The organism is Paraburkholderia sp. ZP32-5, from assembly GCF_021390495.1.
Taxonomy (GTDB): domain Bacteria; phylum Pseudomonadota; class Gammaproteobacteria; order Burkholderiales; family Burkholderiaceae; genus Paraburkholderia.
Window position 1 is genome coordinate 374,442 of the sequence record NZ_JAJEJP010000001.1, and the last position, 21,725, is coordinate 396,166.

Below are 21,725 nucleotides of genomic sequence, written 5' to 3' on the forward strand. Positions count from 1 at the left end.
TCGGACAAGGCCGTCCGGGCGCATTGCGCCATACGTTCGACGCGCAGCCTGACACAAGTTGGCATGGCAGTTGCTTTTACTGGGCCCGCGCGCACTGCCAAGGCACTTTTACCGGCGACGCAACAGACCACGGTTACGGGTACGCAACGGCATCAGCAACAACTAGCGAGGAATTTATGAAGCTCATTACCGCAATCATCAAGCCGTTCAAGCTCGATGAAGCACGCGAGGCCCTATCGGCAATCGGCGTGTCGGGTATCACGGTGACGGAAGTCAAAGGCTTCGGGCGGCAGAAGGGCCACACGGAGTTGTATCGGGGGGCTGAATACGTCGTCGACTTTCTGCCGAAGGTGAAGATCGAGGCGGCGGTGTCGGACGACATCGTCGACCAGGCGATCGAGGCGCTCGAGCGCGCCGCGCGCACCGGCAAGATCGGCGACGGCAAGATTTTCGTCACGCCGATCGAGCAGGTGGTGCGGATTCGCACCGGCGAAACCGGCGCGGACGCGCTGTAACGACCAGAGCTTAGCGATACAGCTAGCGACAAGAGGAAAACCAAGATGCGTAAACTATTGATGTCCCTGCTGATGGCCGGCTCGCTGCTTGCGGGCGGTGTCGGCGCCGCCCTCGCGGACGACGCTTCCGCGCCCGCCGCTGCCTCGGCCCCCGCCGCCTCCGCCGCCGATACGACGGCGAGCGCGCCGGCACCGGATGCGTCGGCACCGGCGGCAGCACCCGCCGCTTCGGCGCCCGCCGCCGATGCATCGGCCGCCGCGCCGGCCAGCGCCCCCGCCGCGGACGCCGCGCCGGCCGCCCCGACCGCGCCGTTCTCGGTCGATTCGTCGAAGATCAATTCCGGTGACACCGCGTGGATGCTGACCTCCACCGCGCTCGTGCTGTTCATGACGATTCCGGGTCTCGCGTTGTTCTACGGCGGTATGGTCCGCAAGAAGAACGTGCTCGCGACGCTGATGCAAAGCTTCGCGATCACCTGTCTGGTGACGATCGTCTGGACCGTGATCGGCTACAGCCTCGCGTTCACGCCGGGCGGCTCGTTCATCGGCGGCTTCTCGCGCGTGTTCATGGAAGGCATGAACTACATCAAGGGCGACAAGGCCACGACGCTGACCGTCAGCCACCTCGCGCCGACGATCCCCGAAACGGTCTACTTCGTCTATCAGATGACCTTCGCGATCATCACGCCGGCGCTGATTACCGGTGCGTTCGCGGACCGTATGAAGTTTTCGGCGATGCTCGTGTTCATGACGCTGTGGTCGATCATCGTCTACTCGCCGATCGCGCACATGGTGTGGGAACCGACCGGCTGGCTGGCTAGCGCGGGCATCCTCGACTTCGCGGGCGGCACGGTGGTGCACATCAACGCCGGTATCGCCGCGCTGGTCTGCGCACTGGTGCTCGGCAAGCGCGTCGGCTACGGCCGCGAGGCGATGGCACCGCACAACCTGACGCTCACGCTGATCGGTGGCGCGATGCTGTGGGTGGGCTGGTTCGGCTTCAACGCGGGTTCGGCGGTGGCGGCGGACGGCCGTGCCGGCTTCGCGATGTTCGCGACCCAAGTGGCGACCGCCGCGGCGGCGCTCGCATGGATGTTTGCCGAATGGGCGACCAAGGGTAAGCCGTCGGTGCTCGGTATCGTGTCGGGCGCTGTGGCGGGTCTGGTGGCGATCACGCCGGCTTCGGGCTTCGTCGGTACGCTCGGCTCGCTGGTGATCGGCGTCGTCGCCGGTGTGGTCTGCTTCTGGTCGGCCACGTGGCTCAAGCACAAGCTCGGTTACGACGATTCGCTCGACGCGTTCGGCGTGCACTGCGTCGGCGGTATCGTCGGTGCGCTGCTGACTGGCGTGTTCGCGGTCAAGGACATCGGCGGCATGGACGGCAGCGTGATCGTGCAGGCCAAGGGCGTGCTGACGACGCTGATCTACAGCGGCGTGGTGAGCTACGTGCTGCTGAAGATCATCGACATGGTGATGGGCATCCGCGTGACCGAAGAGCAGGAGCGCGAAGGTCTGGACGTGAGCCTGCACGGCGAGCACGTCGAATAAGCGGCATCGCTGCGAAATCACGCTATGCGGTCGAGCCCGCGCCGCCGGGCTCGATCGACGACAGATTGGATAGCGGGCCAGGTCACGATCTGGCTCCCGGCCTGGGTCAGAAATCAGGTCACGAATCACGTCAGGAAGCAAGTGCAGCAATTTGCCCGCGTTCGTCGCGGGCTTTTTTATGTGCGGCGTTTTAAACGTCGCCAGCTACAAGCCGCATTCGACGACCTTTAATTGGTGCTGAAATCGCTCCAGAGTGATCAGCAAATTGAGCCCAATCGGACTGGAAGCGGCGATTTACCCGGCTTATCATCGTCATAGGGAGAATGCATTCCAGTCTGCTTGCGTATGGAGAAACCGTCCCCAAATGGACAAAGCATTTGCTCTACAATCTTTTTTCTCCAGTCTGCGAGTGATCAATGGTTCCGCACCTAGTTACGGCGTTAAACGGCCCGCTGCTCGATCTCGAGCGGAAGATCCTCGACGCCACGCCCGCTATCGAACGCTGGTTCCGGCTCGAATGGCAGGAGCACACGCCGCCGTTCTACTGTTCGGTCGACCTGCGTAATGCGGGCTTCAAGCTCGCGCCGGTCGACACCAATCTGTTCCCCGGCGCATTCAACAATCTGCCTCAGGAAGTGCTGCCGCTCGCGGTCCAGGCCGCGATGGCCTCGATCGAAAAGATCTGCCCGGACGCGAAGAATCTGCTCGTGATCCCGGAGCGCCATACCCGTAACGCGTTCTACCTCGAAAACGTCGCCCGGCTTGCGTCGATCATGCGCCAGGCGGGCCTGAACGTGCGTTTCGGCACGCTCGACGAAACCATCAACGGTCCGGTCACGATCGCGTTGTCGGACGGCCAGAAGCTCGTGCTCGAACCGCTTGAACGCTCGCCGCGGCGCCTTGGGCTGAAGAATTTCGATCCGTGTTCGATTCTGCTGAACAACGATCTGTCGGGTGGCATTCCGCCGGTGCTCGAAAATCTGCACGAGCAGTATCTGCTGCCGCCGCTGCACGCGGGCTGGGCCGTGCGCCGCAAATCGACGCATTTCTCCTGCTATGACGATGTCGCGAAGAAGTTCGCGAAGATGGTCGAGATCGACCCGTGGATGATCAATCCGTACTTCGCGCATGTCGAAGGCGTCGATTTCCAGGAGCGTACCGGAGAGGAAGCGCTTGCCGATGCGATCGACGGCGTGCTGAAGAAGATCGCGCGCAAATATCGTGAGTACGGCATCTCCGAAAAACCGTATGTGGTGATCAAGTCCGATGCGGGCACGTATGGCATGGGCGTGATGACGGTGCACGACGCGTCCGAAGTTGCCGCGCTGACCAAGCGCGAACGCGCGCGCATGGCGGCGACCAAAGACGGCCTCGAAGTGCACGACGTGATCGTCCAGGAAGGCGTGTACACGTTCGAGCGGATCGGCGAGGAAGTGGCCGAGCCGGTGGTCTATATGATCGACCGCTATGTGGTCGGCGGCTTCTACCGCGTGCATGGCAGCCGCGAGCGCGATCAGAATCTGAACGCGCCGGGCATGCACTTCGTGCCGCTCGGCTTCGAACATACCGCGTTGCCCGATGCGCACGCGAAGCCCGGCGCGGCGCCGCCGAACCGCTTCTATATGTACGGCGTGGTCGCGCGGCTCGGGCTGCTGGCTGCGTCGGTCGAACTCGAAAAGACCGATCCGGAAGCGATTCAGGTCTAAGTTACCTCGCGCGCGGGCTGGCGGGATGCGTGCCGCCGGCGTCGTTCGCGAAGACTCCATTGACGAATAATGCGAAGCCCATCGGGGCGCACCGGGACTTTCATGGACATTCTTTTCATCGCCGATCCGCTCAGCCATTTCAAGATCTACAAAGACTCGACCTACGCGATGATGGCCGAGGCGGCGCGGCGCGGTCACACGGTGTACACCTGCGAGCCGCAGCAGCTCGCGTGGACGGGCGGCGGCGTCGAGGCGAACGTCGAGCGCATCGCGATCGTCGGCGATACCACCGATCTGCATCGTGACGTCTGGTTTGCCGCCGATCCCGCCGCGCCGCGCGCGCTGAAAAGCTTCAGCGCGGTCGTGATGCGCAAGGATCCGCCGTTCGACATGGAGTACGTGACGTCGACGTGGCTGCTCGAGATGGCGGAGCGTGCCGGCGCGCGCATCTTCAACAAGCCGCAGGCGATTCGCGATCATTCGGAAAAGCTCGCGATCGGCGAGTTCGCGCAATTCGTCGCGCCGACGCTGGTCACGCGCGATCCCGCGCGTCTGCGCGCATTTCACGAGCAGCATGGCGACGTGATCCTGAAGCCGCTCGACGGCATGGGCGGCATGGGCGTGTTCCGTGTGAAGGCGGACGGCATGAACCTCGGCTCGATCATCGAGATGCTGAGCCACGATGGCGCGCGCTCGGTGATGGCGCAGAAATTCATCCCCGAGATTAAGGACGGCGACAAGCGCATTCTGCTGATCGGCGGCGAAGCGGTGCCGTATTCGCTCGCGCGGATTCCGCAGGGCAATGAAGTGCGCGGCAACCTAGCAGCGGGCGGGCTGGGCGTCGCACGACCGCTCAGCGAGCACGATCGCAAGATCGCCGATACGCTCGCTCCGGTGCTCGCCGCGCGCGGCTTGCTGCTGGTCGGGCTCGATGCAATCGGCGACTGGCTCACCGAAGTCAACGTGACGAGCCCGACGTGTTTCCGCGAGATCATGGATCAGACCGGTTTCGACGTCGCCGGCATGTTCGTCGACGCGCTGGAGCGCGCAGCCGGTTGACGCGGCAAGCCAGAGCGCCGCGCTCGCGCAGCCGCCTTGAACGGCAGGCTGCACCCCCAAACTACGTAGTGAACACGCATCGGGCGCGCCACGCGGTTTGGCGCCAAAATGAGCCTGCTACAATGCCCGCTCTCCCGCGCGAGGCGTCAGCCGCGGCTTTATCGGCTGCAACGGGCGCCACCGCGGATCGCGGATCATGAACGGGCAGCGTTCTCGCCAGCGCCGGTAGGGCGTCGCGAGCCATTCGCTCCACGAGGTGTTCCCGCTCTCGCGACCCACGGCCGGCCGAGGGCGCTCGCGAACCGGGCTGCGGCCCGGTCCACGGTTTGGGGCCGTTCTTTTGCAGTAAGGCTGACATGGCAGGCATTCTGATCATTGCGCACGCTCCATTCGCCACCGCGTTGCGCGATTGTATTTCTCATATCTATGGTGGTTTGCCGGCACGCATCGGCGTGATCGACGTATCGGCGGACTGCGATCCCGCGCAGGTCGTTGCTTTTGCGAATTCGGAAGTCGCGCGTCTGAGAGAGGACAACGGCACGCTGGTGCTCACCGATATGTTCGGTGCGACGCCGGCCAACATCGCCGGCCGGCTCGCGACGATGCCGGACGTGCGCGTGCTGTGCGGCGTCAATCTGCCGATGCTGGTGCGCGCGGTCTGCTATCGCGCGACGCCGCTCGACACGCTGGTCGATAAAGCCCTCGCCGGTGCGACCAAGGGCGTGCATGCAATCGGGCCCGCGACGCCGGAGCCCGTTGCGCCACCGGCCGAATCGGGCGATTGCCTGCCGGCGCTGCCACCCGATGCAGCGCCCGGCGACTGTATTCCGGCGTTGCCGGCCGATGCCGATCTGGCGCACAAGCCGGACCCGGCCGGCGTGTAGGCGAGGGTGTAGTTCGAATCGTCGCTGAAGGAAGGCTTCAACCGCATTGCAACTGGTTTGCCGTTTCACCTTTTACCATTTCATTCACCCGCGCTTCGGATCAACACATGCTGCAACAGGAAACGACTATTGTGAACAAGCTGGGGCTGCACGCGCGCGCGTCGGCCAAGTTGACGCAACTCGCGGGCAACTATCAGGCGGAAATCTGGATGAGCCGCAATGGCCGCCGCATCAACGCGAAGAGCATCATGGGTGTGATGATGCTGGCCGCCGGCATCGGCAGTACCGTGCTGATCGAAACCGAAGGCTCCGACGAAAAGGAAGCAATGGACGCATTGCTGAAACTGATTGCCGATAAATTCGGTGAAGGCCAGTAAAGCGGCACGCGCTGCAAACTCAACAGATCAAAAACCGCGGCTCGTACGCGGTTTTTTTTCGTCACCGACATTTGAATATCGAAAGGGCTCGCGCGTTAACCCGTGCGCAAAGACATCGGAAAGAGCGCGTAAGGCGGCGAGCATGTTTAACACGTGGGACCTGCGTATCGTTATTGGCATGTGGACAACGAACTATCATCGACTATGCGTGACTGTTGATTACGACAATTCGTGCTGCGCTGCACACACCCTTGCGATACTTCAGAAAGGCGCGGAATTTATAATGACCGATAGAGTCTGAGAGCATTGCAGCGGTTTGCCGCGGCATCACACAACTAGAGGAGGTGCGCGTGTCATTCACGCTGCATGGAATTCCCGTGTCACGCGGTATCGCCATCGGGCGGGCCTATCTGATCGCCCCGGCAGCACTCGACGTAGACCACTATCTGATCGAACCTGCCCAGATCGAAGGGGAGGTCGAGCGCTTTCGCGCGGCTCAGCAACGCGTTCATCACGAACTCGACGCGTTGCGTGCCGATCTCGCCGCCGATGCGCCCAGCGAAATGGGCGCCTTCATCAATGTCCACACCATGATCCTGAACGACGCGATGCTCGTTCAGGAAACCATCGACCTAATCCGTACGCGCCGCTACAACGTGGAGTGGGCGTTGACCGAGCAGCTCGAACGTCTGTCGCGCCATTTCGACGATATCGAAGACGAATACCTGCGCGAGCGCAAAGCCGATATCGAGCAGGTCGTCGAGCGCGTATTGAAAGCGCTCGCGGGTGCGCCCGGCATCGTCGACGGCGTGCATGGCGCGTGCGACGAGATGATCGTGGTCGCGCACGACATCGCGCCGGCCGACATGATGCAGTTCAAAACGCAAACGTTCCAGGGCTTCGTCACCGATCTCGGCGGCCGCACGTCGCATACGGCGATCGTCGCGCGCAGCCTCGGCATTCCGGCCGCGGTTGGTGTTCAGCATGCGAGCGCGCTGATTCGTCAGGACGATCTGATCATCGTCGATGGCGACCACGGCATTGTGATCGTCGATCCGGCGCCGATCGTGCTCGAGGAATACTCGTACCGCCAAAGCGAAAAGGAGCTTGAGCAGCGCAAGCTGCAGCGCCTCAAGTTTTCGCCGACGCAAACCTTGTGCGGCAACCGCATCGAACTGTGCGCGAACATCGAGTTGCCCGACGATGCGCGCGCGGCAGTCGAATCGGGTGCGACGGGTGTCGGCTTGTTCCGTACCGAGTTCCTGTTCATGAATCACAAGGATCGGATGCCTGAAGAGGAGGAGCAGTTCGGCGCGTATCGCCGCGCGGTCGAGCTGATGAACGGCTTGCCGGTCACGATCCGCACGATCGACGTCGGCGCGGACAAGCCGCTCGATTCGATGAGCGGCGGCGACGGCTACGAAACCGCCGCGAATCCCGCGTTGGGATTGCGGGCGATTCGCTGGAGCCTGTCCGAGCCGCAGATGTTCCTCACTCAGCTACGCGCGATCCTGCGCGCGTCGGCGTTCGGCAAGGTCAAGATCCTGATCCCGATGCTCGCGCACGCACAGGAGATCGACCAGACGCTCGATCTGATCCGCGAAGCCAAGCGTCAGCTCGACGACGCCGGCATCGCCTACGATCCGAACGTGCAGGTCGGTGCGATGATCGAGATTCCGGCCGCTGCAATCGCATTGCCGCTGTTCCTGAAGCGGCTCGATTTCCTGTCGATCGGCACCAACGATCTGATCCAGTACACGCTCGCGATCGATCGCGCGGACAACGCGGTCGCGCACCTGTACGACCCGTTGCATCCGGCGGTGCTGCATCTGATCGCGTTCACGCTGCGTGAGGCGAAGCGCGCGGGCGTGCCGGTGTCGGTGTGCGGTGAGATGGCGGGCGATCCGTCGATGACGCGTCTGCTGCTCGGCATGGGTCTCACCGAGTTTTCGATGCATCCGAGCCAGTTGCTCGAGGTCAAGCAGGAAGTGTTGCGCTCGAATCTGAAGACGCTCGAAAAGCCGGTGGCCGACGTGCTTGCGTCGTTCGAGCCGGAGGAGGTGCAGGCGGCGCTGAAGCGGGTCGCGCTGGTTTGAGGACCTGCGTTGCCTGGTTGCGCTGACCTGATTCGATGAAAAACGCCGCTATGTGCGGCGTTTTTTATTTCAGGGCTGGAAACCTGGGTCGTGCGTGCGTCAAGACTGATGCGCTTGACCACAAACCGGACAATCCGGCTGACGCCCGATGCGCATCGTGTTCCATTCCATCCGCAGCGAGTCGAGCATCGTCAGGCGCCCGACCAACGACGTGCCGATTTCACCGATCACCTTGAGCGCCTCGGCGGCCTGCATCGAGCCGATGACGCCGACCGTCGGCGCGAACACCCCCATCGTCGAGCACGCGACTTCCTCGAACGGCTGATCCTCGGGGAACACGCATGCGTAGCACGGCGACGCGTCGTTGCGGAAATCGAAGGTGCTGATCTGACCATCGAAGCGCAGCGCCGCGCCCGACACCAGCGGCACGCGATGCCTGACGCACGCGCGATTGATCGCGTGACGCGTCGCGAAGTTATCAGTGCAATCGAGCACGACGTTCGCATGCGGCACCTCGCGGTCGAGCCACGCGTCGTCGACACGCTCGGCCACCGCGTTCACGACGACTTCCGGGTTGATCTGCGCGAGCATGTCGCGCCCGGACTCCACCTTGCTGCGTCCGACCGATGCGCTGACGTGCAGGATCTGCCGCTGCAGATTGGTTAGGTCGACGGTATCGGCATCGACGAGCGTCAGACGGCCGACGCCCGCGGCCGCCAGATACATCGCGGCCGGTGAACCGAGGCCGCCCGCGCCGACGATGATTGCGTGAGCATCGATAAAACGCTGCTGCGCCTCGATGCCGATTTCGTCGACGAGAATATGGCGGGAATAGCGGAGGAGTTGATCGTCATTCATGGCGGGACGCGCGAGTGTGTCGCGCAGCTGGAGACAGACGGGGAGTCGGCGTTGCGCGTGGCTGTTATTTTAATCGCGCGGGGGAGGGGCTTGTTGCCGCGGGTTAGCGGCGGCTTTGATGAGGCTTTGCTGCTTGTAGCTGCGGCAGCTTCCCGCGATGCATCGCAGCCTATGCCGCCGCTTTGAAAAGTTGCTCGGTGTGTCTTCGCGGCGTGAATCGCCGCGAAGACACACACGGATTGCTGCTTACTTGCCGGCCGGAGCCGCTGCGGGTGCCGAAGCCGGCGCCGGACCGGATGCGCCCGGCACCGGTTGCGTCGGTTTCACCGCAACCGGCGCGGAAGCCGACGTGCCCGGCTTGTTCTGCGCGAGACGGCGTTCCATCAGCGACTTCGACTCCTGAACCGGCTTGCCTTCGAGCTTGTCGACAGCTTGCTGCAGCATGAAGTCGTCGGCCGAACCGAATTCGATCGGCTTGCGCTCGCGATCCTTCTGGCGCTGTTCCGGCGTCTTCTTGTCGTTCTGCTCTTCGAGCTGGCGCAGTTGCTCCATGCGTTCCTGCTCGCGTTGCTCCGCTTCCTTCTTCTCGTTCGGATCCTGCGTATTCGCAAGGTGATTCGAGTAGTCGACTTCGCGAGTCACGAGCGCATCATCCGGATCGCCGTCCGCGTATTGATCGACCGGGATGTCGGGGCGGATGCCCTTGTTCTGGATCGAACGGCCGCTCGGCGTGTAGTAGTAAGCGGTGGTCAGACGCAGCGCGGTGTCGGCCGTCATCGGTCGCACGGTCTGCACCGAACCCTTGCCGAAGGTCGTCTTGCCGAGGATCAGCGCGCGGTGCTGATCCTGCAGCGCGCCCGCGACGATTTCCGAGGCCGACGCCGAGTACGCGTTGGTCAGCACGATCATCGGCACGGTCTTGAAGATCGCCGGGACGTCCTTCAGCGGATCGCTGTCGAAAGATTGCAGACGGTAGTTATCGTAGGTATCGCGGTAGATCTGCTTCGAATCCGGGATCTGACCGTTGGTGGACACGACAACCGAATTCGGCGGCAGGAACGCGCCGGCCACGCCGACCGCGCTTTGCAGCAGACCGCCGCCGTTGTTGCGCAGATCGAGGATGAGGCCCTTCAGGTTCGGCTCCTGGCGCGCGAGGTCCTGCAGCTTGGCCGCGAGATCAGGCGTGGTGCGCTCCTGGAAGCTCGTGATGCGCACGTAAGCGAAGCCCGGCGCGACGATCTTGCCCTTCACCGACTGCACCTTGATGATCGCGCGCGTCACCGTGAGCGGGAACGTGCGGTCGTCGGTCTTGCGGAAGATCGTGAGTGTGACCTTGGTGCCCGGATCGCCGCGCATCTGCTTGACCGCCTGGTCGAGCGTCATGCCGCGCACGGGCTTGTCGTTGATCCGTGTGATCAGGTCGCCCGGACGGATGCCGGCGCGGAAAGCGGGGGTGTCTTCAATCGGCGAGATCACCTTGATCAGGCCGTCTTCCGACGAGATCTCGATGCCGAGACCCGCGAAGCGACCCTTGGTCTGCTCCTGCAGCTCTTCGTAATCGGTCTTGTCGAGATACGACGAGTGGGGGTCGAGGCTCGACACCATGCCCTTGATCGCGGCGGTGAGAAGCTTCTTGTCGTCGACCGGCTCGACGTATTCGTGCTTGATCTGCCCGAACACTTCGGCGAAGAGCCTGAGCTGGTCTAGCGGCAGCGGTGCGATAGCGGCGCTAGCCGGTTGCTGGGCCGAGGCGGAGAATTGCAGGGTGGCAAACACACCGGTAGCAAGGCCCGCGGCAATCAGGCCGATATTTTTCAGGTTCTTTCGCATAGAGTCTGTTGCGGTCGGAAGCGCGTGGCAGCGTCGATAAAAGATTGGACGGACAAGTATAACTGCACACCCGTCCGCTCAGGGGCGCGGTGCAGGCAATCGTGCTTCGACAGTGAGGGAAGGTCCTGGTTCGCGGCATCTGAACCGCGAATGGCGAAGTGGAGCGGCCCGATGCGCGGCGGTCAGTTTCAGGTACTAGCCGCGCCAAGCCAGTCAATGGTGGTGGCCGGGCGGTTGCCACCTTGGCCGGTGACTACGGCCACCCCGCGCAATACAGTATTTCCCTGCAGCCATGGTTGCGTCCTGCCGCGCGGTGCAGTTCCACCGCGCCACGCCACCATGGCTGTATGGGGCTTAACCGGCCTTGCCCTGGTTGGCGACCGCGGCTTGCGCCTTCGCGATCGCGTCCTGGTCTCCCAGATAGTAGTGCTTGATCGGCTTCAGGTTTTCGTCGAGTTCATAGACGAGCGGCACGCCATTCGGAATATTGAGACCGACGATCTCGTCGTCCGAGATGTTGTCGAGATACTTGACCAGCGCGCGGATCGAGTTGCCGTGCGCGGCGATCAGGATGCCGCGGCCCGACTTGATGGCCGGCGCGATCGACTCGTTCCACAGCGGCATCACGCGGGCGACGGTGTCCTTCAGGCACTCGGTGAGCGGCAGCTGTTCGCGCGGCACCTTGGCGTAGCGCGGATCGTTGTACGGCGCGCGTTCGTCGGTCGGCTCGAGCGCGGGCGGCGGCGTGTCATAGCTGCGGCGCCAGACCAGTACCTGCTCGTCGCCGAACTTCGCGGCGGTTTCGGCCTTGTTCAAACCCGACAGCGCGCCGTAATGGCGCTCGTTCAGGCGCCACGAATGGACCACCGGCAAGTACATCAGATCCATCTTGTCCTGCACGTGCCACAGCGTGCGGATCGCGCGCTTCAGCACCGACGTGTAGGCGATGTCGAACGTGTAGCCCGATTCCTTGAGCAGCACGCCCGCCTGTTGTGCTTCGAGGCTCCCCTGCTCGGTGAGGTCGACGTCGACCCAGCCGGTGAAGCGGTTTTCCTTGTTCCACGTCGATTCGCCGTGGCGGATGAGAACGAGTTTGTACATGAGAATTGCCGGTCGGTAGTAAGGAAGCGGTCAGCGTTGCGACGGGCCTCTGCAGGCGCTTCGTCATCGCGTCAAACGGTTATTTTATAATGGCTGGATCACCCTTCTCGATTTCTCTCTTTCCGGCGGATCCTCCGTGAAGTTTTTCACCGACTACACCAACCTTGTACTGATCGCAATCGTCCTTATCTCTGGTGGGTTGCTGCTGTGGCCGACCATCATTCGGCGTGGACGTAGCGGCCTGTCGGCCGCGGAAGCTACCCAACTGATCAACCGGCGCAACGCGGCGGTCATCGATTTACGACCGTCCGCCGCTTACGCCAGCGGGCATTTGCCGTCGGCACGGCATTTCGAATTCGCGGAATTGCAGGCGAAGGTCGCGCAACTCGCGAAGAACAAGAGCAACCCGGTGCTGCTGGTATGCCAGACCGGCCAGCAGTCGAACAAGGCAGCGCGTATCGTGCAGGAAGCGGGATACGCGGAAGTCCACGTCCTCGAAGGCGGCGTCGACGCCTGGCAGAAAGCCGGTATGCCGGTTGTGAAACAAGGAGCAGCCAAGTGAACAAAGTGATCATGTACAGCACGCAGGTGTGCCCGTATTGCCAGATGGCCGAACGTCTTTTAAAGTCGCGCGGCGTCGAGCACGTTGAAAAGGTACTGATCGACAAAGACCCGGCCCGTCGTGAGGAGATGATGACCCGGACCGGTCGTCGCACGGTGCCGCAGGTGTTCATCGGCGAGACGCATGTCGGCGGTTACGATGACCTTTCGGCGCTCGATCGCGCGGGCGGTCTGACGCCGCTGCTCGAAGCAGCCTGAGTTTGCTTGCCGCGCCGCGCGAGCGGGCGGACGATTCGGACTCGACAAGCCGGCGCATGCGTGCCCTCCGTGGGCGCGCGATCCGTCGCAACAATCTGGCGGCCCATTCGTGCATGGGCCGCCGTCACGCATACCTATCAGGGAATCACCATCATGTCCGACGAGAATAACCAGCCGTTCTTCAACATCCAGCGCATCTACCTGAAGGACATGTCGCTCGAGCAGCCGAATTCGCCGGCCATCTTCCTCGAGCAGGAAATGCCGTCGGTCGAAGTCGAAGTCGACGTCAAGGCCGAGCGCCTCGCCGAATCCGTGTTCGAAATCCTCGTGACGGGCACGGTCACCGCGAAGGTGTCGGACAAAGTCGCCTTCCTGATCGAAGCGAAGCAAGCCGGCATTTTTGACATTCGCAACATTCCCGCCGAACAGATCGATCCGCTCGTCGGCATTGCTTGCCCGACCATCCTGTTCCCGTACCTCCGTTCGAACATCGCCGACGCGATCACCCGCGCCGGCTTCCCGCCGATCCACCTCGCCGAAATCAACTTCCAGGCGCTCTACGAGCAGCGTCTCGCGCAAGTGAGCGCGGCTCAGGCGGGCAACGGCGCGCAAAACGGCGTCACGCACTAAGGCGCCGCGCGCAGTGCCGGCTATGAAAGTCGCCGTTCTCGGTGCCGGCGCCTGGGGCACGGCCCTCGCCGGCCATCTGGCCTTAAGGCACGACACGGTGTTGTGGGCGCGCGAGTCCGCGCTCATCGCCGAGCTTTCCGCTTCGCACGAAAACGCCCGCTATCTGGCGGGCGTTGCTTTGCCGGCCGCGCTTCGCTATCAGGCGGACCTCGGCGCGGCGCTCGATCACGCGCTCGCCGACGATGCGCTGTGCGTCGTGGCTACGCCCGTTGCGGGCCTGCGTGGTCTGCTGCGGACGATGCGCGACGCGGGTAAGGTGCCGGCGCATATCGTGTGGTTGTGCAAGGGTTTCGAAGCCGACTCGCAGTTGTTGCCGCATCAGGCGGTCGCGGCCGAACTGCCCCAGCACGCGAGCAACGGTGTGCTGTCCGGCCCGAGCTTCGCGCGCGAAGTCGGGCAGGGCCTGCCGGTCGCGCTGACGGTCGCGAGCGCGTCGGCGGCGTGCCGCGAGCGCACGGTTGCCGCGTTTCATCACGGCGCGATGCGGATTTATACCGGCGATGACGTCATTGGCGTCGAAGTCGGCGGCGCGGTGAAAAACGTGCTGGCTATTGCGACGGGCATCGCCGATGGCCTCGGGCTCGGGCTTAACGCGCGTGCAGCTCTTATTACGCGCGGGCTCGCGGAAATGTCGCGCCTCGGCGTGACGCTCGGTGGTCGGGCGGAAACGTTCACGGGTCTCACCGGTCTCGGCGATCTGATTCTGACCGCCACCGGCGATCTGTCGCGCAACCGTACCGTGGGCCTGCAGCTTGCCACGGGCCGCACGCTCGACGAGATCCTCGGCGGCCTCGGTCACGTAGCCGAAGGGGTGCGTTGCGCGCAGGCGGTGCTCGCGATCGCGCGTGCTCACGCGATCGACATGCCGATCACGGAGGCGGTCTGCGCGGTGCTGTTCGACGGCGTGGCGCCGCGCGATGCGGTCAGCGCATTGCTACGGCGCGATTCGAAGGCCGAGTAAGCGGGACGGCATAAGCAGGTCGGCATAAGCAGGATGGAACAGGCGAGGCCGGTTAAATTTTCCGGATCAGTCTGTTCCACCAGCCCTGATTTACCCACTCTCCATCTGTCAGCCGCTTAGCGCGAACCCGCGTTGAACGGCTGTCTTGCCTTGCTGTCCACCTCGATATCGAGGCTCGGATCAGCGAGGTTCCCATGCCCACATTCAATCTCAGTCACGGAACTTGCACGCTCGAAGCGCGCGTGGTCGATATCACGACGCTCGCGGTCGATGCGATCGTCAACGCGGCAAATACGTCGCTGTTAGGTGGCGGTGGCGTGGATGGCGCGATTCATCGCGCGGCCGGCAAGGAGCTGCTGCGCGAATGCGAAATGCTCGGCGGTTGTTCGACCGGCGATGCGAAGATCACGGGCGGCTACCGCCTGTCGGCGAAGCACGTGATTCATGCGGTCGGCCCGGTGTGGCGCGGCGGCGCGCATGGCGAGGGCGAACTGCTGGCGTCGTGCTATCAGCGCTCGCTCGAAGTAGCGCGCGATGCGCATTGCACGAGCATCGCGTTTCCGGCGATCAGTTGCGGCATCTACCGTTTCCCCGCTGACGATGCGGTCCGCATCGCAATCGCAACCGTGCTCAACACGTTGCCGCGCACGCCGCGTATGAAGCACGTGACGTTCGCCTGTTTCGACGACGCGATGTTCGCGCGCTACGAGGCCGAACTCGAACGCGTTCAGGCGCCGCCTTCGAAGCCGGTCTGACGCCACGCCTCGAATACGACGATTGCCACCGTGTTCGACAGGTTCAGGCTGCGATTGCCGGGGCGCATCGGCAGGCGTACGCGCTGTTGATTCGGAAATCGTTCGAGCACCGCATCGGGCAAGCCGCGCGTTTCGGCGCCGAACACGTACCAGTCGCCGGGCCGGAAAGCATGGTCGTGAAAACGGCCCGAGCCGCGCGTCGTGAACGCGAACATGCGCGAAGGGTCCGGCGATTCTTTCGCGATGAACGCGGCCCAATCGGCATGCACGTTCATTTCCGCGTACTCGTGATAGTCGAGGCCGGCGCGCCGCATCTTGGTGTCATCGAGTGGAAAGCCGAGTGGCTCGATCAGATGGAGCCGCGCGCCGGTGTTCGCGCACAGGCGAATCACATTGCCGGTGTTCGGCGGAATTTCAGGTTCTACGAGAACGACGTTAAACATAGTGAGACCACGTGGAGCTAGTTTTTCGGTGTGCGCAGCGCGACGAAGTTCGTGACCCGCCGCGCGCCGGCCGCCTTCAGCGTATGCGCGATCGCTTCGAGCGTCGCGCCGCTCGTCATCACGTCGTCGACGATGCCGACGTGCAGCCCACGCACCGCGTGCGCGACGCGAAACGCGCGGCCGACGTTCTGCCGGCGCGCTTCGAGATCGAGCTGCGACTGCGGCGCGGTATCGAGCGAGCGCTCCAGCAGCGTCGCGTCGCCGCGCACGCCGAGTGCGCGGGCGAGCGGTTTGGCGATCTGCCAGGCCTGGTTGTAGCCGCGCGCGGCAAGGCGGCGGCTGGCGAGCGGCACCGGCGCGATTACATCGGGCTGGCTGGCTTCATCCGGCGAGGCGTCCTGCGTGAGACGCGCGAGCCGTTGCGCGAAGTCGCGCGCGAGCATCAGGCGCGCGCGGAACTTGAGGCCGATCGCCAGTGTGTCGAGCGGCGCACGATAGTCGGCGAGCGCGAAGCTCGCGTCGAACGGCGGCGGTTCGGCCATGCAATCCACGCAGCGATACCGCGTACGAGCGGTCCAGCGCGACGCGGGCAGCGGCACCGCGCAGACGGTGCAGCGCAGTCGGCTCTCATTCCAGTAGGCTTCGTCGCAGCCGGCGCATAGCGTCGTCTGCGACAAATTGCCGCACAACGCGCAAAGATTCGGCAGCGCGACGTCCAGCACGCGCGGCCAGACCGAATTCAGGCCGCGCGCAAAACGCGCGACGTGATTGCGACAGGATGAAGAAAATGACTGGAATCGCACGAGTGGGTGCCGAGGCGAGCCGTTCACGATGAATGCGGGTAAGCGAACGAGTATACTTCGGGCTCTACGCCAGCACGACACTCATGTCCCCAACATCCGCTCAATCTGGCCGTCCGGCCTATGATTCACGGCGCCTGAGGCGTATTTTCGACCGCCGCGCCGCCAGCTTCGACGAGGTTGCGTTCCTGCCGCGCGAGATCGCGCAACGCATGCGCGAGCGCCTCGATTACATCAAGGTGACACCCACGAGTGTGCTCGACGCCGGCTGCGGCGCGGGCGAAGACATCCCGGCATTGCGCGAACGTTTCCCCGAAGCGCCGGTGTTCGGCTCCGATCTGTCGCACGGCATGCTCAAGCGCGCGCTTCATCACGATGCCGGCGACACCAGCTGGCGGCGCTTTCTGCCCGCTTCGCTCGGCAAGGCGCTGGGCGCGCGCGGTCCGCGCTTCGCGCAGGCCGACTTCTCGGCGCTGCCGTTCGCGGCCGGCGCATTCGAATTCATCTGGTCCAATCTCGCGCTGCACTGGCATTCGCGGCCCGATCTCGTTTTTCCCGAATGGCAGCGGGTGCTGAAGGTGAACGGCCTGCTGATGTTCAGCACGCTCGGCCCCGACACGCTCAAGGAGTTGCGCGGCGCCTACGCGGAGATCGAGGCGGCGCACGGCGTCGCATCGCGCAAACATGTGATCGACTTCGTCGATATGCATGATCTCGGCGACATGCTCGTCGAGGCCGGCTTCGAGATCCCGGTGATGGACCAGGAAACACTGACGATCACCTATAAGTCGCCCGAGTCGCTGCTCGCGGATGTGCGCCGCTGGGGCGCGTATCCGTTCGAGCGCGAGGCGGCCGAGGGCGCTGTCGCCCGCAGGCTGCACAAGGCTTTGCTCGCCGCGCTCGAAGCGCGCCGGCGCGCCGACGGCACGATCGCGCTGACCTTCGAAGTGATCTACGGGCATGCATGGAAGGCGGTGCCGCGCACCACGGCCGAAGGGCATGGAATCGTGCGGATCGAGGACATCGGACGCGGACCGGGCAGGCGTGGTTAGCGCACTGGCGCATGTCGCCGGCTGAATGGCTGGCCGCGATGGCGGTGTTGCGCAGGCGGTAAAGATGACATCCGTTATGCCTGGGATTTGCCCTCCGAAAGACCCGCAAAACGCCAGGCAAAATGGCGCGAAGGCTTGTCGCACCTGGCTTGTGGGCCAATCGGGGCTTGCTTGTCGATGCTATGGATCGCGCCTATAATGCGTCAGTTTGTCGGCCCGGAGGTCCCACATTTGGGGTGGCAGGCACAGCACGCAGGCTGCAATATGACGTGATGCGGTAAGGGTTGGCGCGGTCGCTGAAGATGGCAGAAGCGGCGGCCGTGAGGTGCATCCGGAAGTAGAAGAAGGCAGACCGGGCGCGGCAATTCGCGGGAGGCAGCGATGGGGGCATCAGATCATCTGCTGGCGGGTTCGGAGCCGGTCCTGAAGGACTGGACCATGAAGCGCAACTGTTCGATGTCGCCGCGGCAGTTCGTCTGTCTGTACGTGTCGCTTGCGTTGTTCTCGTTGGCAATTGCTTTCATGCTGGTTCTGGTCGGTGCCTGGCTGGTGTTGCCGTTCACCGGAATCGAGTTGCTGACGGTAGGTATCGCGTTTGCAATCTATGCGCGTCATGCTGTCGATTACGAACGCATCCGGTTGTTTCCCAACCGGCTCGTGATCGAGCAGGTCAGCGCCGAGCAGATTACGCAGTTCGAATTCAATCCGCGCTGGGTGCGGATAGAGCCGGGCGCAACGCCGCGCGAGCAGATCAAACTGGTCTCGCGCGGGCAGACGATCATGATCGGGCAACATCTCGCGCAGAATCGGCGCGCGCAGTTCGCAGGGGAGCTGCGCATGTGGCTGGCACGTTGTTAGTTGGTGCCGGGCACGCGGGGTTCAAGGGGGCGCGCGAGATATGCTGCCAGCGGGGTCGAGGGGTTTGAATGGAAAATTTGGGTAAGGAAGCTATGAAAACAATCAAGCGAGCGCTCACGAGCGTGCTGGCGATGAGCGGACTGCTTTTCGCCGGCGCCGCCCTGGCAGTGGGCGATGCTCCCGGCGGCCCCGCCGTCAATGCGATCAATCTCCAGCCGCCTGCATCGAGAATCGCTGAGGAGCTGTTCAGCCTCCATATGTTCATGCTGCTGCTTTGCACCGTGATCTTCGTCGGTGTGTTCGCAGTGATGTTCTATTCGATCTTTGCTCACCGCAAATCGAAAGGCCACAAGGCAGCCAATTTCCACGAAAGCACCACCGTTGAAATCATCTGGACGATCGTGCCGTTCGTCATCGTCGTGCTGATGGCGCTGCCCGCCACCAAGGCCGTCGTCGCGATGAAAGACACGTCCAACGCCGACCTCACGATCAAGGTCACCGGCTACCAGTGGAAGTGGGGCTACGACTACGTGAAGGGTCCGGGCGAAGGCATCAACTTCCTGTCCACGCTCGCCACGCCGCGCGCCGAGACCGAAGGCCGCCAGCCGATCTCCACGCTTTATCTGCAGGAAGTCGACAACCCGCTCGTGGTGCCGGTCGACAAGAAAATCCGCATCATCACCACCGCGAACGACGTAGTCCACTCCTGGTACGTGCCGGCCTTCGGCGTGAAGCAGGACGCGATTCCGGGCTTCGTGCGCGACACGTGGTTCAAGGCTAACCGCGTCGGCACGTTCCGCGGCTTCTGTACCGAGCTGTGCGGCAAGGAACACGCGTTCATGCCGGTCGTCGTCGAAGTGCTGTCCGCTGACGACTACGCGAAGTGGGTCGACGTACAGAAGAAGAAAATGGCCGCCGGCCAGGACGATCCGAACAAGACTTACACGATGGCCGAGCTGATGGAGCGCGGCGGCAAGGTCTACGCGGCTAACTGCGCGGTCTGCCACCAGCCGACCGGCAAGGGCGCGGGTGCATTCCCGGCGCTCGACGGCAGCAAGATCGCCAACGGTCCGATCGCGCAGCACGTGAGCCTCGTGTTGAAGGGCAAGAACGCAATGCCTTCGTGGGCGCCGACGCTGAACGACGTCGAGATCGCTTCGGTGATCACGTACGAACGTAACTCGTGGGGCAACCACACCGGCGACATTCTGCAGCCGAAGCAGGTCGCGGACGCACGCAACGGCAAGCTGCCGGAAGGCGGCGACCATCTAGCCGACGCCGGCGCTGCCGCCAGCGGTGCTGCCGAGGCATCGGGCGCGGAAGCAGCGTCCGCAGCACCGGCTGCATCGGATAACGCGGCGGCCTCGAACAGCGCCGCGGCGCTGCCGGCCAGTGTCTACTTCGAAACCGGCAAGAGCACGCTGCCGACCGACGCGAAAGCGGTGGTCGACGCCGCCGCCGCGTATGCGAAGGCGCATCCGGATGCGAAATTCACGCTGTCGGGCTTCACCGACGCCACCGGTTCGGCCGATCAGAACGCGAAGCTCGCGAAAGATCGCGCGGAAGCCGTGCGCGACGCGCTGAAGGCGGCCGGCATCGCCGAAGACCATATTATTTTGAAGAAGCCGGAAACGATCACGGGCGGCACCGACGCGAAGGAAGCCCGGCGTGTACAGATCAGCCCGGCGGCCTGACGTGTTCATGGTCAGCATCGCAGAATTCGCTTTAGGAGATTGTCATGTCTAGCATCGGACACGATGTAGTTGCGGGCCACGAGCACGTGCACGGCGACCATGCCCACGAAACGCCGCACGGCTGGCGTCGCTGGCTGTTCGCAACCAACCACAAGGACATCGGGACGCTGTACCTGATCTTCTCGTTCACCATGTTCCTGTCTGGGGGCGTGATGGCGCTGATGATCCGTGCCGAGCTGTTCGAACCGGGTCTGCAGATCATGCGCCCCGAGTTCTTCAACCAGCTGACCACCATGCACGGGCTGATCATGGTGTTCGGCGCGATCATGCCGGCGTTCGTCGGCTTCGCGAACTGGATGGTGCCGCTGCAGATCGGCGCATCGGACATGGCCTTCGCGCGGATGAACAACTTCAGCTTCTGGCTGCTGCCGGTCGCCGCGATCCTGCTGGTCGGTTCGTTCTTCGCACCGGGCGGCGCGACCGCCGCGGGCTGGACGCTGTACGCGCCGCTCTCCACGCAGATGGGCCCGGGCATGGACTTCGCGATTTTCGCGATCCACTTGATGGGTGCTTCGTCGATCATGGGCGGCATCAACATCGTCGTGACGATCCTGAACATGCGCGCACCCGGCCTCACGCTGATGAAGATGCCGATGTTCGTGTGGACCTGGCTGATCACCGCGTACCTGCTGATCGCCGTGATGCCGGTGCTGGCGGGCGCGATCACGATGGTGCTGTTCGATCGCCACTTCGGCACGTCGTTCTTCAACGCGGCAGGCGGCGGCGACCCGGTCATGTACCAGCACATCTTCTGGTTCTTCGGGCACCCCGAGGTGTACATCATGATCTTGCCGGCGTTCGGGATCGTGTCGCAGGTGATTCCGGCGTTCTCGCGCAAGCCGCTGTTCGGCTATAGCTCGATGGTGTACGCGACGGCATCGATCGCGATCCTGTCGTTCATGGTCTGGGCGCACCACATGTTCGTCACCGGTATGCCGGTCACGGGTCAGCTGTTCTTCATGTACGCGACGATGCTGATCGCGGTGCCGACCGGCGTGAAGGTGTTCAACTGGGTCGCGACGATGTGGCGCGGTTCGCTGTCGTTCGAAACGCCGATGCTGTTCGCGATCGGCTTCCTGATCGTGTTCACGTTCGGTGGCCTGTCCGGCCTGATGCTCGCGATGGCGCCGCTCGATATCCAGTATCACGGTACCTATTTCGTGGTCGCGCACTTCCACTACGTGCTGGTGGCGGGGTCGCTGTTCGGGCTCTTCTCCGGGTGGTACTACTGGTCGCCGAAATGGACCGGCTGGATGTACAACGAAACGCGCGGCAAGATCCACTTCTGGGCGTCGATGATCTTCTTCAATCTCGCGTTCCTGCCGATGCACTTCGTCGGTCTGGCCGGCATGCCGCGTCGTTATGCGGACTACCCGGCACAGTTCACCGACTGGAACCAGGTGATCTCGATCGGCGCGTTTGGCTTCGGTCTGTCGCAGGTCTACTTCCTGTTCGCAGTGGCGCTGCCGGCCTACCGTGGCGGTGGTGAGCTCGAGAAAGCGGGCGACAAGCCGTGGGACGGCGCAACCGGTCTCGAGTGGACCGTGCCGAGCCCGGCTCCGTTCCACACGTTCGAGCATCCGCCGACCGTCGAGTAAGTCTTTTCCGGCGAAGTGCCG

General features: G+C 63.5%; 21 protein-coding genes. 16 read left to right on the forward strand and 5 right to left on the reverse strand.

The window, feature by feature from the left end:
* Positions 1-176 precede the first annotated feature (176 nt).
* The 7 genes from L0U82_RS01615 (at position 177) to ptsP (ending at position 8,185) form a co-directional block, all read left to right on the forward strand.
* On the forward strand, positions 177-515 hold the full coding sequence (locus tag L0U82_RS01615) for a P-II family nitrogen regulator (protein WP_013088261.1): 339 nt from the start codon (positions 177-179) through the stop codon (positions 513-515).
* 45 nt (positions 516-560) lie between these two features.
* A complete protein-coding gene (locus L0U82_RS01620) occupies positions 561-2,063 on the forward strand; it encodes an ammonium transporter (protein ID WP_233828043.1) in 1,503 nt (500 codons plus the stop codon).
* A 416-nt stretch (positions 2,064-2,479) separates the two neighbouring features.
* Complete coding sequence (gene gshA, locus L0U82_RS01625; RefSeq protein WP_233828044.1) at positions 2,480-3,769, forward strand: glutamate--cysteine ligase; 1,290 nt, start codon at positions 2,480-2,482, stop codon at positions 3,767-3,769.
* Between the two features lie 102 nt (positions 3,770-3,871).
* Positions 3,872-4,828, forward strand: coding sequence for a glutathione synthase (gene gshB, locus L0U82_RS01630; RefSeq protein WP_233828045.1), 957 nt, complete (start codon positions 3,872-3,874; stop codon positions 4,826-4,828).
* Between the two features lie 356 nt (positions 4,829-5,184).
* The gene (locus L0U82_RS01635; RefSeq protein WP_233828046.1) at positions 5,185-5,712 is read left to right on the forward strand and encodes a PTS sugar transporter subunit IIA; all 528 of its coding nucleotides are present in this window, start codon (positions 5,185-5,187) and stop codon (positions 5,710-5,712) included.
* A gap of 107 nt (positions 5,713-5,819) precedes the next feature.
* Positions 5,820-6,089, forward strand: coding sequence for an HPr family phosphocarrier protein (locus L0U82_RS01640; RefSeq protein ID WP_012431596.1), 270 nt, complete (start codon positions 5,820-5,822; stop codon positions 6,087-6,089).
* A gap of 350 nt (positions 6,090-6,439) precedes the next feature.
* Positions 6,440-8,185 carry a phosphoenolpyruvate--protein phosphotransferase gene (gene ptsP / locus L0U82_RS01645; RefSeq protein ID WP_233828047.1) on the forward strand — a complete coding sequence of 582 codons (1,746 nt, stop codon included), beginning with the start codon at positions 6,440-6,442 and terminating at the stop codon, positions 8,183-8,185.
* Positions 8,186-8,284: 99 nt separating this feature from the next.
* On the opposite strand, the gene L0U82_RS01650 is transcribed toward ptsP, so the two are convergent.
* The 3 genes from L0U82_RS01650 to gpmA all read right to left on the reverse strand — a co-directional run bounded on the left by L0U82_RS01650 (position 8,285) and on the right by gpmA (position 11,974).
* Positions 8,285-9,043: a HesA/MoeB/ThiF family protein gene (locus tag L0U82_RS01650; protein WP_233828048.1), complete on the reverse strand. Its 759-nt coding sequence runs from the start codon at positions 9,041-9,043 to the stop codon at positions 8,285-8,287.
* A gap of 246 nt (positions 9,044-9,289) precedes the next feature.
* Positions 9,290-10,873 (reverse strand): S41 family peptidase, encoded by a 1,584-nt coding sequence (locus tag L0U82_RS01655; protein ID WP_233828049.1) that lies wholly within the window; start codon positions 10,871-10,873, stop codon positions 9,290-9,292.
* Between the two features lie 354 nt (positions 10,874-11,227).
* A complete protein-coding gene (gpmA, locus tag L0U82_RS01660; RefSeq protein ID WP_233828050.1) occupies positions 11,228-11,974 on the reverse strand; it encodes a 2,3-diphosphoglycerate-dependent phosphoglycerate mutase in 747 nt (248 codons plus the stop codon).
* 136 nt (positions 11,975-12,110) lie between these two features.
* Between gpmA and L0U82_RS01665 the strand changes: the two genes are divergently transcribed.
* From L0U82_RS01665 to L0U82_RS01685, 5 genes are all read left to right on the forward strand, one after another.
* Positions 12,111-12,536, forward strand: coding sequence for a rhodanese-like domain-containing protein (locus L0U82_RS01665; RefSeq protein ID WP_233828052.1), 426 nt, complete (start codon positions 12,111-12,113; stop codon positions 12,534-12,536).
* Positions 12,533-12,793 carry a glutaredoxin 3 gene (grxC, locus tag L0U82_RS01670; RefSeq protein ID WP_013088272.1) on the forward strand — a complete coding sequence of 87 codons (261 nt, stop codon included), beginning with the start codon at positions 12,533-12,535 and terminating at the stop codon, positions 12,791-12,793. The genes L0U82_RS01665 and grxC overlap by 4 nt, the downstream gene beginning before the upstream one ends.
* A 153-nt stretch (positions 12,794-12,946) precedes the next feature.
* The gene (secB, locus tag L0U82_RS01675) at positions 12,947-13,423 is read left to right on the forward strand and encodes a protein-export chaperone SecB (protein ID WP_233828053.1); all 477 of its coding nucleotides are present in this window, start codon (positions 12,947-12,949) and stop codon (positions 13,421-13,423) included.
* Positions 13,424-13,445: 22 nt separating this feature from the next.
* Positions 13,446-14,444 (forward strand): NAD(P)H-dependent glycerol-3-phosphate dehydrogenase, encoded by a 999-nt coding sequence (locus tag L0U82_RS01680; RefSeq protein ID WP_233828054.1) that lies wholly within the window; start codon positions 13,446-13,448, stop codon positions 14,442-14,444.
* Between the two features lie 194 nt (positions 14,445-14,638).
* On the forward strand, positions 14,639-15,199 hold the full coding sequence (locus L0U82_RS01685; protein ID WP_233828055.1) for an O-acetyl-ADP-ribose deacetylase: 561 nt from the start codon (positions 14,639-14,641) through the stop codon (positions 15,197-15,199).
* On the opposite strand, the gene trmL is transcribed toward L0U82_RS01685, so the two are convergent.
* Together trmL and L0U82_RS01695 are read right to left on the reverse strand one after the other, a co-directional pair.
* Positions 15,172-15,642, reverse strand: a complete 471-nt coding sequence (trmL, locus tag L0U82_RS01690) for a tRNA (uridine(34)/cytosine(34)/5-carboxymethylaminomethyluridine(34)-2'-O)-methyltransferase TrmL (protein WP_233828056.1) — start codon at positions 15,640-15,642, stop codon at positions 15,172-15,174. The genes L0U82_RS01685 and trmL overlap by 28 nt on opposite strands.
* A gap of 17 nt (positions 15,643-15,659) precedes the next feature.
* Positions 15,660-16,445: a phosphoribosyltransferase family protein gene (locus L0U82_RS01695; RefSeq protein WP_233828057.1), complete on the reverse strand. Its 786-nt coding sequence runs from the start codon at positions 16,443-16,445 to the stop codon at positions 15,660-15,662.
* 83 nt (positions 16,446-16,528) lie between these two features.
* On the opposite strand from L0U82_RS01695, the gene L0U82_RS01700 reads away from it, so the two are divergent.
* From L0U82_RS01700 to ctaD, 4 genes are all read left to right on the forward strand, one after another.
* Positions 16,529-17,494, forward strand: coding sequence for a methyltransferase domain-containing protein (locus L0U82_RS01700; protein ID WP_233828058.1), 966 nt, complete (start codon positions 16,529-16,531; stop codon positions 17,492-17,494).
* A 381-nt stretch (positions 17,495-17,875) separates the two neighbouring features.
* Entirely contained in the window at positions 17,876-18,352 is a 477-nt protein-coding gene (locus L0U82_RS01705) for a DUF2244 domain-containing protein (RefSeq protein WP_233828059.1), read from the forward strand.
* A gap of 68 nt (positions 18,353-18,420) precedes the next feature.
* Complete coding sequence (gene coxB, locus L0U82_RS01710; protein ID WP_233828061.1) at positions 18,421-20,046, forward strand: cytochrome c oxidase subunit II; 1,626 nt, start codon at positions 18,421-18,423, stop codon at positions 20,044-20,046.
* 44 nt (positions 20,047-20,090) lie between these two features.
* A complete protein-coding gene (ctaD, locus tag L0U82_RS01715) occupies positions 20,091-21,704 on the forward strand; it encodes a cytochrome c oxidase subunit I (protein WP_233828063.1) in 1,614 nt (537 codons plus the stop codon).
* Positions 21,705-21,725 lie beyond the last annotated feature (21 nt).

Excerpts from the sequence above, each read along its gene's own strand:
- L0U82_RS01705 (WP_233828059.1), top strand. The coding sequence starts at position 17,876 with ATGGGGGCATCAGATCATCTGCTGGCGGGTTCGGAGCCGGTCCTGAAG.
- secB (WP_233828053.1), top strand. The coding sequence starts at position 12,947 with ATGTCCGACGAGAATAACCAGCCGTTCTTCAACATCCAGCGCATCTAC.
- L0U82_RS01680 (WP_233828054.1), top strand. The coding sequence starts at position 13,446 with ATGAAAGTCGCCGTTCTCGGTGCCGGCGCCTGGGGCACGGCCCTCGCC.
- L0U82_RS01635 (WP_233828046.1), top strand. The coding sequence starts at position 5,185 with ATGGCAGGCATTCTGATCATTGCGCACGCTCCATTCGCCACCGCGTTG.
- coxB (WP_233828061.1), top strand. The coding sequence starts at position 18,421 with ATGGAAAATTTGGGTAAGGAAGCTATGAAAACAATCAAGCGAGCGCTC.
- L0U82_RS01640 (WP_012431596.1), top strand. The coding sequence starts at position 5,820 with ATGCTGCAACAGGAAACGACTATTGTGAACAAGCTGGGGCTGCACGCG.
- gshB (WP_233828045.1), top strand. The coding sequence starts at position 3,872 with ATGGACATTCTTTTCATCGCCGATCCGCTCAGCCATTTCAAGATCTAC.
- gpmA (WP_233828050.1), bottom strand. The coding sequence starts at position 11,974 with ATGTACAAACTCGTTCTCATCCGCCACGGCGAATCGACGTGGAACAAG.
- L0U82_RS01650 (WP_233828048.1), bottom strand. The coding sequence starts at position 9,043 with ATGAATGACGATCAACTCCTCCGCTATTCCCGCCATATTCTCGTCGAC.
- L0U82_RS01615 (WP_013088261.1), top strand. The coding sequence starts at position 177 with ATGAAGCTCATTACCGCAATCATCAAGCCGTTCAAGCTCGATGAAGCA.
- gshA (WP_233828044.1), top strand. The coding sequence starts at position 2,480 with ATGGTTCCGCACCTAGTTACGGCGTTAAACGGCCCGCTGCTCGATCTC.
- L0U82_RS01700 (WP_233828058.1), top strand. The coding sequence starts at position 16,529 with ATGTCCCCAACATCCGCTCAATCTGGCCGTCCGGCCTATGATTCACGG.
- ctaD (WP_233828063.1), top strand. The coding sequence starts at position 20,091 with ATGTCTAGCATCGGACACGATGTAGTTGCGGGCCACGAGCACGTGCAC.
- trmL (WP_233828056.1), bottom strand. The coding sequence starts at position 15,642 with ATGTTTAACGTCGTTCTCGTAGAACCTGAAATTCCGCCGAACACCGGC.
- L0U82_RS01685 (WP_233828055.1), top strand. The coding sequence starts at position 14,639 with ATGCCCACATTCAATCTCAGTCACGGAACTTGCACGCTCGAAGCGCGC.
- L0U82_RS01655 (WP_233828049.1), bottom strand. The coding sequence starts at position 10,873 with ATGCGAAAGAACCTGAAAAATATCGGCCTGATTGCCGCGGGCCTTGCT.
- L0U82_RS01620 (WP_233828043.1), top strand. The coding sequence starts at position 561 with ATGCGTAAACTATTGATGTCCCTGCTGATGGCCGGCTCGCTGCTTGCG.